Consider the following 14,666-nt stretch of genomic DNA (forward strand, 5'->3'; position numbering starts at 1 on the left):
CCGGGGCGCGCCCCCCGCCGCGCCCCGGGGCCCCGCGGGGGGGCGCACCCGGGCCGGCCCGGGGGGGGGGCCCCCCCCCCCGGGGGGGGGGGGGGGGGGCCGCCGGTGGAGCCGTGCGGGGCGGGCTCAGATGAGGCCCAGCTCCTGGACCGCGTCGCGCTCCTCGGTCAGCTCCTTGACCGAGGCGTCGATGCGGGCGCGCGAGAAGTCGGAGATCTCCAGGCCCTGGACGATCTCGAACCTGCCGTCCTTGGTGGTGACCGGGAAGGAGGAGATCAGGCCCTCCGGAACGCCGTAGGAGCCGTCGGAGACGACACCCATGGAGGTCCAGTCGCCCTCGGCGGTGCCGTTGACCCAGGTGTGCACGTGGTCGATGGCGGCGTTGGCGGCCGAGGCGGCCGAGGAGGCGCCACGGGCCTCGATGATGGCGGCGCCGCGCTTGGCGACGGTCGGGATGAAGTCGTTCTCCAGCCAGGCCAGGTCGCTGCCGACGGCCTCGAAGGCCGGCTTGCCGGCGATCTCGGCCTGGAAGACGTCCGGGTACTGGGTCGCGGAGTGGTTGCCCCAGATGGTGACGCGCTTGATGTCCGAGACCAGGGCGCCGGTCTTGGCGGACAGCTGGCCGACGGCGCGGTTGTGGTCCAGGCGGGTCATCGCGGTGAAGCGCTCGGCCGGGACGTCCGGGGCGTTGCGCTGGGCGATCAGGGCGTTGGTGTTGGCCGGGTTGCCGACGACCAGGACCTTGATGTCGTCCGCGGCGTGGTCGTTGATGGCCTTGCCCTGCGGGCCGAAGATGCCGCCGTTGGCCTGCAGCAGGTCGCCGCGCTCCATGCCCGCGGTGCGCGGACGGGCGCCGACCAGCAGCGCGACGTTGGCGCCGTCGAAGGCCTCGTTCGGGTTGTCCGTGATGGTGATGTCGCGCAGCAGCGGGAAGGCGCAGTCGACGAGCTCCATGGCGGTGCCCTCGGCGGCCTTGAGGCCCTGCGGGATCTCCAGGAGGCGCAGGTTCACCGGCACGTCGGCGCCGAGCAGGTGGCCCGAGGCGATGCGGAAGAGCAGCGCGTAGCCGATCTGGCCGGCCGCGCCGGTGATGGTGACGTTGACGGGGGTGCGGGTCATTTCTACCTTCTCCAGCAAATCGCCAGGCGCCCCAGGCACACCGGCACTGGAGCCAGGATGATCTCTCTCGACGTCGAGAGACCGGCGTCAGGTTATCGCAAAGGGAAGCGTACGCCTGGTGTCCCGGCGTGGCTGATGCGTCACAGAAGAAAGGCGGCCCCCGCCCGGGCCCTGGATTTCCATGGCGTCGGGCGGGGGCCGTCACAGGCCGCGGGTCAGTGCCGGGGCCGGCCCATCAGCTGGCCGATGTTGTCGAGCAACGGGATCTGCACCCACGGGTTCGGCTGCGCCACCAGGGTCAGCAGCACGATCGAGAGGCCCAGGAAGCTCAGCACGATCACGTCGGTGAAGCGGCTGCGCACCGCCAGCATCCCGACCTCGGGCAGCACCAGCCGCAGCACCGCGCCGAGCAGCACGCCGCCGCCGAGGATCAGCAGCCCGTACTTGAAGCCGTCCTTGAAGTCGGCGAACCAGGTGACCGCGAGGCCGGCGCCGACGACCAGCAGGACGAGCGTGATCGGCCACTGCCGGACCGGCAGGGCGTGATCGCGTCCGAGGGCCGCGGCCGAGCCCTCGGGCGGCAGGGTGCCGGTGGTCTTGACCGGCCTGCGGCGGGACCGGGCCGATCGCGGTTCAGTCATGCTCGCCGTCCCTGGGGTGTCAGATGCCGGCGCGGCGCTCGGCCGCCTCGACGATGTTGTTGAGCAGCATCGCGCGGGTCATCGGGCCCACGCCGCCGGGGTTCGGGGAGATCCAGCCGGCCACCTCGGCCACCCCCGGGTGCACGTCGCCGACGATCTTGCCCTCGCTGCGGCTGACGCCCACGTCCAGCACCGCCGCGCCCGGCTTGACGTCCTCCGGCTTGACCAGGTGCGGCACGCCGGCGGCGGCCACGATGATGTCGGCCTTGCGCAGGTGGGCGCCGAGGTCCCGGGTGCCGGTGTGGCACAGGGTGACGGTGGCGTTCTCGCTGCGGCGGGTCAGCAGCAGGCCGATCGAACGGCCGACGGTGATGCCGCGGCCGACCACGACCACCTCGGCGCCGTTGATCTCGACGTCGTGGCGGCGCAGCAGCTCGACGATGCCGAGCGGGGTGCACGGCAGCGGGCCGTCGATGCCCAGGGCGAGCCGGCCGAGCGAGGTCGGGTGCAGGCCGTCGGCGTCCTTGTCCGGGTCCATCAGCTCCAGGACCGGGTTCTGGTCCAGGCCCTTGGGCAGCGGCAGCTGGACGATGTAGCCGGTGCAGGTCGGGTCGGCGTTGAGCTCGCGGACGACGTTCTCCACGTCCTCCTGGGTGGCGGTGGCGGGCAGCTCGCGCTGGATCGAGGCGATGCCGACCTCGGCGCAGTCCTTGTGCTTCCCGTTCACGTACCAGCGGCTGCCCGGGTCGTCGCCGACCAGGACGGTGCCGAGGCCGGGCGTGACGCCCTTCGCCTTGAGGGCCGCCACGCGGGCGGCGAGTTCGGACTTGATCGCGGCGGCGGTGGCCTTGCCATCGAGAATCTGGGCAGTCATGACCCCATTCTCCCGGATCGCCGGGGGTCTCCGTACCGAGGGCGTCCGACCGCTCGGGCCGCGGTTCCGGGGGTGGCCGGGCCGGGGAACGGGCGCCCGGCCGGGCGGGGGAACAGCCGGGGGAACCGGCGGGTGAACGGACGGGTACGAAGGTCCACCGCACATTGCGGTTGCGCCACAGTCTCGGCGCGGCACGCGGAACCGGCTGGACAGGGCGCCGTCGTCCGGATGACGATAAGCGCATTCCCGCCGCGAACCGGCCCGGTGACGGGCCGACGGACCCGCGGTGGGGCGTACCCGGGGGAAAGAGCCAGTGAGCCGACCAGAGCAGAGCCAGCAGTCCGACCGCGGGGGCACCGTCCCGCCCGCACCGCACCCGTCGGCTGCCTCGCGCCCCTGACGCTCACCACGCTGCCGAGCCGCGGCGCCCGTCACCGCCGCCGGGCTGTCACCCCGCTCGGCTAACGTCCCCTTCGACCGGTGACCCTTGTCACCGGTCGGCACCGGGCCGTCAGCGTCCCGTCCCCGCGTCCCCGTAACTGCCCGGAGGCATCCATGAGTTACCCGCCCGACCCGAACAACCCGTACGGCCAGCCGCAGGCCGCCCCGGGCTACGGCTACCCGCAGCAGGCCCCGCCGCCGCAGGCCGCCCCGGGCTACGGCTACCCGCAGGCCGCCCCGGCCTACGGCTACGCGCCGATGGCCCCGCCGTCCATGCCGGGCCTGGTGACCACCGCCCGCGTGCTGCTGTTCATAGTCGGCGGCGTGCAGACGCTGCTCGCGATCCTCTACATGGTCATCGGGGCGGTCGCCAAGGACGCCACCAACGCCACCCGGGCCGCGAGCGAGGACAACCCGTTCACCGCGCTGGGCGACGCCGCCGCCGGCGTCCTGATCGTCGTCGCCGTGCTGTTCGGCCTGTTCGCCGCGCTCTCCATCACGCTCGGCGCGAAGTTCGGCAAGGGCGGCAACGCCGTCCGGGTCACCACCATCGTGTACGGCTCGCTCGGCGCCCTGATCGGCCTGCTGATCCTGCTGGGCGCCATCACCGGCGGCACCGCGGTCGGCCTGGTCATGGCCCTGCTCTGGCTGGCGATCAGCATCATCTGGATCACCGCCATGTGCGTCCAGGACGGCGTCAACTGGTTCAACCGGCCGCGGTACTGACCGGCCCGCAGGACACGCCGGAGCGGCCCGGCTCCCTCCTCGGAGGGGGCCGGGCCGCTCTGTCGTTCCGTCACGCCGTCACGCCGGCGGCGGGATCAGTGGAAGAAGTGCCGCGCGCCGGTGAAGTACATGGTCACGCCGGCCTCGGCGGCCGCCGCGACGACCTCCTCGTCACGGATCGAGCCACCGGGCTGGACGATCGCCTTGACGCCGGCCGCGATCAGGATCGCCGGACCGTCCGCGAACGGGAAGAAGGCGTCCGAGGCCGCGTAGGCGCCCTTGGCGCGCTCGCCGGCCCGCTCGACCGCGAGCTTGCAGGAGTCCACCCGGTTGACCTGGCCCATGCCGACGCCGACCGAGGCGCCGTCCTTGGCCAGCAGGATCGCGTTGGACTTGACGGCCCGGCAGGCCCGCCAGGCGAAGGCCAGCTCGGCCAGCTCGGCCGCGGTCAGCGCCTCGCCGGTGGCGAGGGTCCAGTTCGCCGGGTCGTCGCCCTCGGCGTGCACCCGGTCGGCGTCCTGGAGCAGCACGCCGCCGGAGACCGGGCGCACCTCCTGGCGGTTGGCCGGGGCCTCGGGGGCGAGCAGCACCCGCAGGTTCTTCTTGCGGGTGAGCACCTCCAGGGCGCCCTCCTCGTAGCCGGGGGCCACGACGACCTCGGTGAAGATCGGGGCGATCTGCTCGGCCAGCGCCACGGTGACCGGGCGGTTGACGGCGATGACGCCGCCGTACGCGGAGACCGGGTCGCACTCGTGGGCCTTGCGGTGCGCCTCGGCGACGTCGGCGCCGGTCGCGATGCCGCACGGGTTGGCGTGCTTGATGATCGCGACGGCCGGCTCGGCGTGGTCGTAGGCGGCGCGGCGGGCGGCGTCGGTGTCGACGTAGTTGTTGTACGACATCTCCTTGCCGTGCAGCTGCTGCGCGCCGGCCAGGCCGCCGGTGCCGTCGCTGTACAGCGCGGCGCCCTGGTGCGGGTTCTCGCCGTAGCGCAGCACGTTCTGGCGCTCCCAGGTGGCGCCGAGGAACTCGGGGAAGCGCTCGTCGCTGGGCGCGTAGCCGGCCTCGAACCAGGAGGCGACGGCCACGTCGTAGGCGGCGGTGTGGGCGAACGCGGCACCGGCCAGGCGCTTGCGGGTGGCCAGGTCGAAGCCGCCCTCCTGGGCGGCCTTCAGCACGTCGCCGTAGCGGGCCGGGTCGACCACCACGGCCACCGAGGGGTGGTTCTTGGCGGCGGCGCGCACCATGCTCGGGCCGCCGATGTCGATCTGCTCGACGCACTCGTCCGGGGTGGCGCCGGAGGCGACGGTCGCCTTGAACGGGTAGAGGTTCACCACGACCAGGTCGAAGGGCTCGACGCCGAGCTCGGCCAGCTGGGCGCGGTGCGACTCCAGCCGCAGGTCGGCCAGCACGCCGGCGTGCACGCGGGGGTGCAGCGTCTTCACGCGCCCGTCCAGGCACTCCGGGAAGCCGGTCAGCTCGGAGACCTCGGTCACCGGGACGCCGGCGGCGGCGATCCGGCCGGCGGTGGAGCCGGTGGAGACGATGGCGACCCCGGCGGCGTGCAGGCCCTGGGCCAGCTCCTCCAGACCGGTCTTGTCGTACACGCTGATCAGCGCGCGACGGATCGGACGAACGTTCTCCGAAACGGGCGTGGTGGTGGAGCTGGCACTCATGCCGGAATCCATACCTTTCGGTCCTCGATGCGGTGACCCTCGCGGGCCAGCCGGCCCACGATGTCGACGAGCAGCTTGCGCTCGACAGTCTTGATGCGCTCGTGCAGCGCTTCGCCGCCATCGGCGTGGTCGGCGTCGACGACCTCGACGACGCCCTGCGCGATGATCGGCCCGGTGTCCACGCCGGAGTCGACCAGGTGGACGGTGCAGCCGGTGACCTTCACCCCGTACGCGAGCGCGTCGGTGACGCCGTGGGCGCCGGGGAAGGCGGGCAGCAGTGCGGGGTGGGTGTTGACGATCCGCCCGGTGAAGGCGGCGATGAACTCGGGGCCGAGGATCTTCATGAAACCGGCCGTGACCACCAGGTCCGGCCGGTACTCGGCGACGGAGGCGGTCAGCGCGCGGTCCCAGGCGGCCCGGTCCGGGTGGTCCTTCACCCGGTGGACGAAGGTCGGCAGGCCCGCCTTCTCCGCCCGCTCCAGACCGGCGATCCCGTCCCGGTCCGCACCGACGGCGAGGATCTCGGCGCCGTACGCCGGATCGGCGGCGGCCTCGATCAGCGCCTGCAGGTTGGTGCCGGAGCCGGAGACCAGCACGACCAGGCGGGCCGGTCCGGGCGTACGGGGCGGGAAGTGCTGGGCGGGGGCGGCGGCCACTGCGCGTTTCTCCGTAGGTCGGGCGCCGTCCGCTGGTACGTCCACCGGCGGTGGGGCCACTACGAACGGCAGGTCGAGCGAGGGGGAACTCCGGGGAAACCCGCCGCGACGCGGGCCCGGGGGAACCTCTGTGGGCTGCTGACCGTCACCACGATAACGGCTGGTCGGACGGCCCCCGCACTCTCCCGGCGGCGCTACGCGCGTAGTTGAGACGGGGATCTCCTCCGGCCCGCCGCACCGGAGTTGCCCCGGCCCGCACCGGCCCGCCGACGGGCCGCGGGCGGCCCGACGGACGGCCGCGGGACCATCCCGCCGGACGGCCGCCGGATCGGCCTGCGGGATCATTGGGGCGCGGAAGACCGCTCCGACCCGAGAACCTCCGAACGAGCCCCGACCGAGAAGGAATGGCTGAACCCATGAGCAGCGGCGACGACACCGGCGAGCGCAACCCCTTCGCGCCGCCGCCGGCGGATACCCCGGACCAGCCATGGCAGCCGCGCAGCCCCTGGGCCGGCGGGGGCCAGGACGGCTCCGGCGGGCCGGCAGGCCCCGGCGGCGAGGACGGCGGGCGCCCGCAGCTTCCGCCGCCGTGGGGCCCCGGTGGCGACGGCCGCCCCGGCCAGCGGCCGCCGGCCCCGCAGCCGCCCCGGCTCGACCCCGCGGACCCGGCCCACCGCAAGGCCCGCAACGCCGCGCTGGCCGGACCGTTCGCGCTGGTCTGCCTGTTCACGGGGTTCCACTGGATCGCCCTGCTGGCCGGGGCGCTCGGCATCGTCTGGGGCGTCGGCGCGCTGCGGGCCCGGCGGCCCGCCCCGGCCGCCGGCGCGCTCGCCGGGCCGGGCGGCCCGTACCCCGTCGCCCCCGCGTCGAACCCGCTCACCCCGGCCGCGCTCGCCGGGATCCTGACCGGCGCGATGACCATCGTGGTCGCCACCTCGGTGATCGGCCTCGGGTACCACTACCGCGAGTACGTCACCTGCGTCCAGGACTCGCTGACCTCCGTCGGCGCCCAGAACTGCGACCGGTACGCGCCGCAGTGGTACGTCGACTTCACCGGGAACGCCGAGTAGCCGGGCCTCCGGGAGCGGTCGGGTCTCCGGGGCGGCTCAGTCGGTCCGGTCCGCGCGGGCGGCCTGATCCGTACGGACGGCCTGATCCGTACGGACGGCCTGATCCGTACGGACGGCCTGATCCTCAGGGCCGGCCGGGTCCCGGTCCTCGGGGCCCGGTTCGTCGGCGGTCCCGACGCCCGGTCCGGAGAGCCGCAGCACCAGGGCGTACGTACCGGCGCGCAGTTCCAGTGCGCCCCGGCGGGCCTGCCGCACGAGCCGGGCGTACACGCCCCTGCCGTCCGCCGGGCCCAGCGTGCGGTACCGGACCAGCAGCGCCCCCGGGACGGCGACCAGCGCGATCCAGCCCGCCGCCGCCGGGCCCGTCCACGGCACCGGCCCCACCCAGGCCAGCCGCTCCCCCGCCAGCGCCCCGCCGGAGAGCCAGCCCAGCACCGCCGCCCCGGCCCCGACCGACAGCGCCGCCGCCAGCGCGGCCACCGCCGTCGCGGCCGGCGGCCACGGCTCGGGCTGCTCCCCCGACCCGGCGCCCGGCAGCCGCCGGCCCGCCGCCGCCCGCCCCAGCAGCACCGCCGGCACCACCCCGGCCAGCAGCGGCAGCACCGACACCGCGAGCCGCCAGCCACCCGGCCCGTCCGCCGGCAGCAGGGCGAACAGCGGGAACTCCGGCACCGGGCCCAGCGCCGTACCGACCGGCGACACCACCGTCCCCGCGCCCACCGCGAAGCCCGGACCCAGCGCGTACGCCGCGCCCCACAGCACCGCGTTCGGCAGCAGCACCAGCGCGAGCAGCAGCAGCCCCACCACCGCGACGGGCCCGCTCCCCAGCAGCGCCATCCCGCGCCCGCCGCCGGCCACCGCGTCCAGCACCGCCGAGCACACCACCAGCAGGCCGCCCGCCGCGACCAGCCCGGCCCCGGCCGCCAGCGCCGCGGCCCGGACCACCGGCGCGCCGTCGACCGGGCGGTACGGGGGCGGGAGGAGGTCCAGCGGGGAGTCGGCCGGCACGTCGAGGACGGTCACCGAACGGGCCCCGGCGGCCGTCGCCAGGCCCGCGACCGACGCCACCACCAGGACGTCCAGCAGCACCCGGCTGCGGAACAGCCCGTCGCCCGCGCAGTGCAGCGCCACCCCCACGGCCACCGCGCAGTACCCCGCCCACACCGCCGCCGGGCCGCCCCAGCGCGGGCGCGGCCCGCGCCGCGCCGCCACCCCGGCGGCCGCCCGGTGGAGCCGGACCACGGCCAGGACGCCGAGCAGCAGCGGAGTGACGGTCAGCGGGGCGTCCGTCGGCCCGCGCAGCAGCGGCGCCCCGTGCCCGAGCAGCCAGAGCACCCCCGCCAACCGGGTGACAGCGGCCGCGCCGTCGTCCGCGTACGGCGTCGCGACCCAGAGCCCGAGCACCGGCAGCCCGACCGCCGCCAGGCCGACCAGCGCCGTCCGCACTCCCGCCAACAGGTCGGCCAGCGCGGGGCGTCCGCCCAACACGCCGGGCGGTTCCAGGATCGGACGACCCATCAGCTGCGTCATGGGCCACATGGTGCCAAGGCGACTCGCCATGCTCCGTGAAGCGCCAAACCGCCGCCGTGTCCCAGATTATTGGCTTATGCGCATTTTCAGACCCTGCCCCCAAGCCGCCGGCGCCCCGGCCCGGAGCGTCTGATGACCACGCCACCCACCGCCGACTCCCCCACCCCGGAGCGCCACCGCAAGCCCGACCAAGCCGGGACCGACGCGGGCCGCCTGCTGCGGAAACTGACCCCCCGTGAGGCCCAGACCCTGGCCCACCTCGCGGCCGGCCACGACCTCCCCCGCACCGCCGCCGCCCTCGGGGTCACCCCGAACACCGCCCGCAGCTACCTCCAGCGCGCCCTGCGCAAGCTCGGCACCCGCACCGAGGCGGAGGCCTTCGCCCTGCTGGCGGGCGCGCTGCCGCACCCCCCGGACCCCGGCCCGACCGGGCGCCCGGCGAACCCCGCCGGCCTCGACCCGGCCGCTGCCGGCCCCGGAGCGGGGGTGGGGACGGGGACGGGGGCAGGCGGGGACGCGACCGGGAAGCGGCGCCGCACCCGGAGCGGGAAGCCCGCCCCGGCACCCTCCGGCGGCACCCCGCGGGCCGCCGCCGACGAGCGCGCGCGGACGGCCCGGCCGACGCGGGGCGTGGACGGCGGCGCGAGCCCCGGGGCTCCGGCCGAGGATCCGCGCCAGGCCTCCACAAGGGGCGCCACCCCCGGGCGCGCGCAGGGGGCGTGCACGCCCGCGCTCCCGGCCGGAGGCGCCGCCACGGACCACGGGCCGACGGCCGCTGCCGACCCCGGCCCACCCGGCGGCGGAAGCGAGTCGGCGCCCCCTGCCGACCCCGGTCGGCACGCTGACGCCCCCGGCACCGGACAGGGCCGGACGGAGAACTCCCCGTCCGCAGGCCCCGGCCACGCGCCGACGGCCGCCACGGACGCGGACGGCCGCGGCGGCGCTCCGTACCGGGCCCCGGCCGCGCAGGATGCCGACGGAGCGCAGCCGGCACCCGCCCCCGTGGAGCGCGCGTCCGCCGACCCCGGTCAGGCATCGAAGGAGCACGCCACCCCCACCGGGCGCGGCCCCGTCAGCCCCGGCCGGGCGGCGCTGGCCGCCGCCGCGCCCTCGAGCGCGGAGGACGACCTCGACGCGGAGGCCCCGGCGGTCACCTTCGAGGAGCTCTACGAGACTGTCCACACCCGGCTGGTGCAGCAGGTGTTCCTGCTGACCGCCTGCCGGCACCGGGCGGTGCACTGCGTACGGCGGGCGTTCGGGGAGGCGCGCCGGAGCTGGGGCGCGGTCACCGCTTCGGGGAACCCGGAGGGGTGGGTGCGGGTGCGCGCCTGCGAGCTGGCGCTGTCCCCGTGGCACCGGGGCGGGCCCCGGCGGTCGCACGCGTGGGGGCTGCCGCACCGGCGGATCAGGGTGCGGCCGGCCGACGAGTCGCAGGCGGTGCTGCCGGACCACGACCGGCTGACCGACCGGGACCGGGCGCTGCTGAAGGCGCTGAAGCGGCTGTCCCGCCCCCAGCGCCGGGCGCTGGTGCTGCACGACGGCCTGGGGTTCCCGGCGGCGGCGGTCGCGGTGGAGGTGGAGTCCACCCAGGCGGCGGCCGAGGGGCGGGTGTGGGCGGCGCGGGCGGCGCTGGCGCAGTGGGTGCCGGAGCTGGTCGGGCCGGATCCGGCGGAGCCGGGCTTCGCGGACGGGCTGAGCGGGCTGCTGCACCGGGCGGCGGTGCGCGGCTGCCCGGAGCCGCACCGTGCGCCGGTGGCGGTGCTGCGGGCCCGGCACCGGCTCTGGACGGCGAGCCGGACGGGCGCGGCGGCGCTGCTGACGCTCGCGGTGGGCGGGGCGGTGCTGGCGACCCTGGCGGGGGTGCGCCCGGCGGGGCTGTTCCGGCCGTCCGCCCCGCCGACGCCCGCAGCCTGTCTGCCCGCCGCTCCGCCCGCCCCCGGGTCGGAGGCGGCGGACTCGGCGGACGCGGCGAACGCGGCGGGGCCGGATGTGCCGCTGCTGCCGGGCGGGGCGCCGAACGGCATCACCAGCATCTGGTGCAGCCCGGCGCCCGGTCTGGAGGCCGTCCTGGTGGATCCGCGGCCGCAGGCGGCCGCACGCTGGGAGCTGCCGGCGGCGGCCCGGGGCGCCGCTCCCCCGCCGCAGGGCCCGGTGGCCTGTCCGCTGTGGTCGCCGCTGCCCTGCACCACGGGGCCGAGGGAGCGCTGAGCGACCGGGGGCGCGCCGGAAACGGCGAGCGCCCCCGCCCGGGGAGGGCGGGGGCGCTCGTCACGCGCGGGGCGGGATCAGCCCTGGGCGGCGATGATCTCGCGGGCCAGGCGGGCGGTCTCGGACGGCGTCTTGCCGACCTTGACACCGGCGGCCTCGAGGGCCTCCTTCTTCGCCTGGGCGGTGCCCGAGGAGCCGGAGACGATGGCGCCGGCGTGGCCCATGGTCTTGCCCTCGGGGGCGGTGAAGCCGGCGACGTAGCCGACGACCGGCTTGGTGACGTGCTCGGCGATGAAGGCCGCGGCACGCTCCTCGGCGTCGCCACCGATCTCACCGATCATGACGATGAGCTCGGTCTCCGGGTCCTCCTGGAAGGCCTTGAGCGCGTCGATGTGGGTGGTGCCGATGACCGGGTCGCCACCGATGCCCACGGCCGAGGTGAAGCCGATGTCCCGCAGCTCGTACATGAGCTGGTAGGTCAGGGTGCCGGACTTCGAGACCAGGCCGATCTTGCCGGAGCTGGTGATGTCGGCCGGGATGATGCCGGCGTTCGACTGTCCGGGGCTGATCAGACCCGGGCAGTTCGGGCCGATGATGCGGGTCTTGTTGCCCTTGGCACCGGCGTGCGCCCAGAAGGCGGCGGTGTCGTGCACCGGGACGCCCTCGGTGATGACGATGGCCAGGCCGATCTCGGCGTCGATGGCCTCGATCGCGGCGGCCTTGGTGAAGGCCGGCGGGACGAAGAGGACCGTGACGTCGGCGCCGGTCTTCTCCATGGCCTCGGCGACGGTGCCGAAGACCGGGATCTCGGTGCCGTCGACGTCGACCGTGGTACCGGCCTTGCGCGGGTTGACGCCGCCGACGATCTGGGTGCCGGAGGCGAGCATGCGGCGGGTGTGCTTCATGCCCTCGGCGCCGGTCATGCCCTGGACGATGACCTTGCTGTCCTTGGTAAGGAAGATAGCCATGGTGTTAAGTCCCCTTCCTTACTTGTTGGCCAGCTCGGCGGCGCGGTCAGCGGCGCCGTCCATGGTGTCCACGCGCTGCACCAGCGGGTGGTTGGCGTCGTCGAGGATCTTGCGACCCAGCTCCGCGTTGTTGCCGTCCAGGCGGACGACCAGCGGCTTGGAGACGTTCTCGCCCTTGCTCTCCAGGAGCGCCAGGGCCTGCACGATGCCGTTGGCGACCGCGTCGCACGCGGTGATGCCGCCGAAGACGTTGACGAAGACCGACTTGACGTCGGGGTCGCCCAGGATGATCTCCAGGCCGTTCGCCATCACCTCGGCGGACGCGCCGCCACCGATGTCGAGGAAGTTGGCGGGCTTGACGCCGCCGTGGTTCTCACCGGCGTAGGCGACCACGTCGAGGGTGCTCATGACGAGGCCCGCGCCGTTGCCGATGATGCCGACCTGGCCGTCGAGCTTGACGTAGTTCAGGCCCTTGGCCTTGGCGGCGGCCTCCAGCGGGTTGGCCGCGGCCTTGTCCTCCAGGGCCTCGTGCTCGGGCTGGCGGAACTCGGCGTTCTCGTCCAGGGAGACCTTGCCGTCGAGCGCGATGATCTTGCCGTCACCGGACTTGATCAGCGGGTTGACCTCGACGAGGAGGGCGTCCTCCTTGATGAAGACGGTCCACAGCTTCTGCAGGACCTCGGCGACCTGGTCGGCGACCTCGGCCGGGAACTTCGCCGCGGCGACGATCTCGGCGGCCTTCTCCGGGGTGCAGCCCTCGTTGGCGTCGACCGGGATCTTGGCGAGCGCCTCGGGGTTCTGCTCGGCGACGACCTCGATCTCCACGCCGCCCTCGACGCTGGCCATGGCCAGGAAGGTGCGGTTGGTGCGGTCCAGCAGGAACGAGACGTAGTACTCGTCCTTGATGTCCGCGGTCTGGGCCAGCATCACCTTGTGAACGGTGTGGCCCTTGATGTCCATGCCGAGGATCTGCTCGGCCTTGGCGACGGCGTCCGCCGGGTCGGCGGCGAGCTTGACGCCGCCGGCCTTGCCTCGGCCGCCCACCTTCACCTGAGCCTTGACGACGGCGCGGCCGCCGAAGCGCTCCGCGATGGCGGCAGCGTCTGCGGCGGTCTCGATGACATCGCCGTCAAGCACGGGCACACCGTGCTTGGCGAAGAGGTCCCTCGCCTGGTACTCGAACAGGTCCACGTGTTTGTCCTTGTTCGTGGTCGCGGATTGTGTCTCTACGAGCGTGCCACGGCAGGATCTTCGCTGCGGGTCGTCGGGGCGGTGCGGGTACGCAGAGGTACGGCCTTGCGGCCCACACAGCCACGGGCGCTCACGTCAATCAACACGCGCGTCACGTCCGTCTGGCAGGTTATCCCCGCAGGGCCGGGCAGTTCCGCCCGGGGCCTGTCCGCCCCGGGTGAGAACCGTCACAAACAGCCCGGCGGGACGGGGTGGACGGCCGGTCCGCCGATCGCGCGGATTAGCGCGTCCGGGTGAATTCCTCACGCCCCCTGGTCGGCCCCCCTGATCAGGCCCCGCGGGATCGGGCGCTTCTCGATGGCCGCCGCCATGATCTCCGGGAACGCGTCCGGGGTGCAGGCGAAGGCCGGGGCGCCGAGCGAGGCCAGGGCGGCGGCGTGCGCGTGGTCGTACGCCGGGGCCCCCTCGTCGGAGAGCGCCAGCAGGGCGATGAACTGGACGCCGGCCGCCTTCATCGCGGCGACCCGCTTGAGCATGCCGTCCCGGATGCCGCCCTCGTACAGGTCGCTGATCAGCACCACGACGGTCTCGGAGGGCCGGGTGATCCTCGACTGGCAGTAGGCGAGCGCGCGGTTGATGTCGGTGCCGCCGCCGAGCTGGGTGGCGAACAGGACGTCGACCGGGTCGGTGAGCTGCTCGGTGAGGTCGACCACCGAGGTGTCGAAGACGACCAGGCGGGTGTCCAGGGTGCGCATCGAGGAGAGCACCGCGCCGAAGACCGCCGAGTGGACGACCGAGGGCGCCATCGAGCCGGACTGGTCGACGCAGAGGATGACGTCCTTCTTCACGGCGCGCTGGGCGCGGGCGTAGCCGACCAGCCGCTCGGGGACGACGGTGCCGTGCTCGGGCAGGTAGTTCTTCAGGTTGGCCCGGATCGTGCGGTCCCAGTCGATGTCGCGGTGGCGGGGCCGGTTGACCTTGGCGCTGCGGTCGAGGGCGCCGCCGAGGGTGGCCCGGGTGCGGTCGGCGAGCCGGCGCTCCAGGTCGGCGACCACCTTGCCGACCACCGCCCGGGCGGTCTCCCGGGTGGTCTCGGGCAGCGCGTGCTTGAGCGACAGCAGGGTGCCGACCAGGTGCACGTCCGGCTCGACGGCCTCCAGCATCTCCGGCTCCAGCAGCAGCCGGTCCAGGCCGAGCCGGGAGATCGCGTCCTGCTGCATCAGCTGCACGACGGTGGACGGGAAGTACGTGCGGATGTCGCCCAGCCAGCGGGCCACCTGCGGGGCCGAGCCGCCCAGCCCGGCACTGCGGCGGCCGCCGCGGGCGGCCCGGGCGCCCTCCTCGGGGGCGCCGCGGTAGAGCGCGCCGAGGGCGCCGTCCATCGCGGCGTCGCGGCCGCGCAGGGTGCAGCCGGTGCCGTCGGCCTCACCGCCGAGCACCAGCCGCCAGCGGCGCAGCCGTTCGTCGGTCGTGGGCGCTGCCATCTCGTCCTCCTTCGCCGGGTCGGGCGTCATGGGTCGGGTGTCGTGGGTGTCGGGTGTCACGGGTGGGGTGTGCGGGCCGGGGGTC

12 protein-coding genes are annotated in these 14,666 nt (G+C 74.9%); 3 read left to right on the forward strand and 9 right to left on the reverse strand.

Annotation, left to right across the window (positions count from 1 at the left end; translation table 11 throughout):
• Positions 1 to 126: 126 nt before the first annotated feature.
• From ACFVU7_RS09745 to ACFVU7_RS09755, 3 genes are all read right to left on the reverse strand, one after another.
• A complete protein-coding gene (locus ACFVU7_RS09745; RefSeq protein ID WP_074003925.1) occupies positions 127 to 1,119 on the reverse strand; it encodes a malate dehydrogenase in 993 nt (330 codons plus the stop codon).
• 215 nt (positions 1,120 to 1,334) lie between these two features.
• Positions 1,335 to 1,760 carry a DUF3017 domain-containing protein gene (locus ACFVU7_RS09750; RefSeq protein ID WP_049654793.1) on the reverse strand — a complete coding sequence of 142 codons (426 nt, stop codon included), beginning with the start codon at positions 1,758 to 1,760 and terminating at the stop codon, positions 1,335 to 1,337.
• Positions 1,761 to 1,779: 19 nt separating this feature from the next.
• Complete coding sequence (locus ACFVU7_RS09755) at positions 1,780 to 2,634, reverse strand: bifunctional methylenetetrahydrofolate dehydrogenase/methenyltetrahydrofolate cyclohydrolase (RefSeq protein WP_049654792.1); 855 nt, start codon at positions 2,632 to 2,634, stop codon at positions 1,780 to 1,782.
• Positions 2,635 to 3,189: 555 nt separating this feature from the next.
• Between ACFVU7_RS09755 and ACFVU7_RS09760 the strand changes: the two genes are divergently transcribed.
• Complete coding sequence (locus ACFVU7_RS09760; protein ID WP_049654791.1) at positions 3,190 to 3,801, forward strand: hypothetical protein; 612 nt, start codon at positions 3,190 to 3,192, stop codon at positions 3,799 to 3,801.
• A gap of 95 nt (positions 3,802 to 3,896) precedes the next feature.
• Here the strand turns inward: ACFVU7_RS09760 and purH are convergent, their stop codons facing one another.
• Both purH and purN read right to left on the reverse strand, forming a co-directional pair.
• Positions 3,897 to 5,474 (reverse strand): bifunctional phosphoribosylaminoimidazolecarboxamide formyltransferase/IMP cyclohydrolase, encoded by a 1,578-nt coding sequence (purH, locus tag ACFVU7_RS09765; protein ID WP_074003926.1) that lies wholly within the window; start codon positions 5,472 to 5,474, stop codon positions 3,897 to 3,899.
• A complete protein-coding gene (gene purN, locus ACFVU7_RS09770; RefSeq protein ID WP_387829541.1) occupies positions 5,471 to 6,130 on the reverse strand; it encodes a phosphoribosylglycinamide formyltransferase in 660 nt (219 codons plus the stop codon). The genes purH and purN overlap by 4 nt, the downstream gene beginning before the upstream one ends.
• 416 nt (positions 6,131 to 6,546) lie before the next feature.
• Here purN and ACFVU7_RS09775 point away from each other — a divergent pair, with 416 nt between their 5' ends.
• Positions 6,547 to 7,200, forward strand: coding sequence for a hypothetical protein (locus ACFVU7_RS09775; RefSeq protein WP_074003927.1), 654 nt, complete (start codon positions 6,547 to 6,549; stop codon positions 7,198 to 7,200).
• A gap of 36 nt (positions 7,201 to 7,236) precedes the next feature.
• On the opposite strand, the gene ACFVU7_RS09780 is transcribed toward ACFVU7_RS09775, so the two are convergent.
• A complete protein-coding gene (locus ACFVU7_RS09780; protein WP_388044848.1) occupies positions 7,237 to 8,730 on the reverse strand; it encodes a DUF6350 family protein in 1,494 nt (497 codons plus the stop codon).
• A gap of 132 nt (positions 8,731 to 8,862) precedes the next feature.
• Between ACFVU7_RS09780 and ACFVU7_RS09785 the strand changes: the two genes are divergently transcribed.
• Complete coding sequence (locus ACFVU7_RS09785) at positions 8,863 to 10,938, forward strand: sigma factor-like helix-turn-helix DNA-binding protein (RefSeq protein WP_388044849.1); 2,076 nt, start codon at positions 8,863 to 8,865, stop codon at positions 10,936 to 10,938.
• Positions 10,939 to 11,015: 77 nt separating this feature from the next.
• Here the strand turns inward: ACFVU7_RS09785 and sucD are convergent, their stop codons facing one another.
• From sucD to ACFVU7_RS09800, 3 genes are all read right to left on the reverse strand, one after another.
• Complete coding sequence (gene sucD, locus ACFVU7_RS09790) at positions 11,016 to 11,906, reverse strand: succinate--CoA ligase subunit alpha (protein WP_074003930.1); 891 nt, start codon at positions 11,904 to 11,906, stop codon at positions 11,016 to 11,018.
• Between the two features lie 18 nt (positions 11,907 to 11,924).
• On the reverse strand, positions 11,925 to 13,097 hold the full coding sequence (gene sucC / locus ACFVU7_RS09795) for an ADP-forming succinate--CoA ligase subunit beta (RefSeq protein WP_049659288.1): 1,173 nt from the start codon (positions 13,095 to 13,097) through the stop codon (positions 11,925 to 11,927).
• Between the two features lie 302 nt (positions 13,098 to 13,399).
• Complete coding sequence (locus ACFVU7_RS09800; protein ID WP_049659290.1) at positions 13,400 to 14,581, reverse strand: VWA domain-containing protein; 1,182 nt, start codon at positions 14,579 to 14,581, stop codon at positions 13,400 to 13,402.
• Positions 14,582 to 14,666: the final 85 nt, after the last annotated feature.

Origin of the sequence: Kitasatospora sp. NPDC058046, assembly GCF_042885595.1 — a bacterium.
GTDB lineage: Bacteria > Actinomycetota > Actinomycetes > Streptomycetales > Streptomycetaceae > Kitasatospora.

Coding starts and splice junctions, on each gene's coding strand:
- sucD (WP_074003930.1), bottom strand. CDS start 11,906: ATGGCTATCTTCCTTACCAAGGACAGCAAGGTCATCGTCCAGGGCATG.
- purH (WP_074003926.1), bottom strand. CDS start 5,474: ATGAGTGCCAGCTCCACCACCACGCCCGTTTCGGAGAACGTTCGTCCG.
- ACFVU7_RS09755 (WP_049654792.1), bottom strand. CDS start 2,634: ATGACTGCCCAGATTCTCGATGGCAAGGCCACCGCCGCCGCGATCAAG.
- ACFVU7_RS09800 (WP_049659290.1), bottom strand. CDS start 14,581: ATGGCAGCGCCCACGACCGACGAACGGCTGCGCCGCTGGCGGCTGGTG.
- ACFVU7_RS09785 (WP_388044849.1), top strand. CDS start 8,863: ATGACCACGCCACCCACCGCCGACTCCCCCACCCCGGAGCGCCACCGC.
- ACFVU7_RS09775 (WP_074003927.1), top strand. CDS start 6,547: ATGAGCAGCGGCGACGACACCGGCGAGCGCAACCCCTTCGCGCCGCCG.
- ACFVU7_RS09750 (WP_049654793.1), bottom strand. CDS start 1,760: ATGACTGAACCGCGATCGGCCCGGTCCCGCCGCAGGCCGGTCAAGACC.
- ACFVU7_RS09780 (WP_388044848.1), bottom strand. CDS start 8,730: ATGACGCAGCTGATGGGTCGTCCGATCCTGGAACCGCCCGGCGTGTTG.
- ACFVU7_RS09760 (WP_049654791.1), top strand. CDS start 3,190: ATGAGTTACCCGCCCGACCCGAACAACCCGTACGGCCAGCCGCAGGCC.
- ACFVU7_RS09745 (WP_074003925.1), bottom strand. CDS start 1,119: ATGACCCGCACCCCCGTCAACGTCACCATCACCGGCGCGGCCGGCCAG.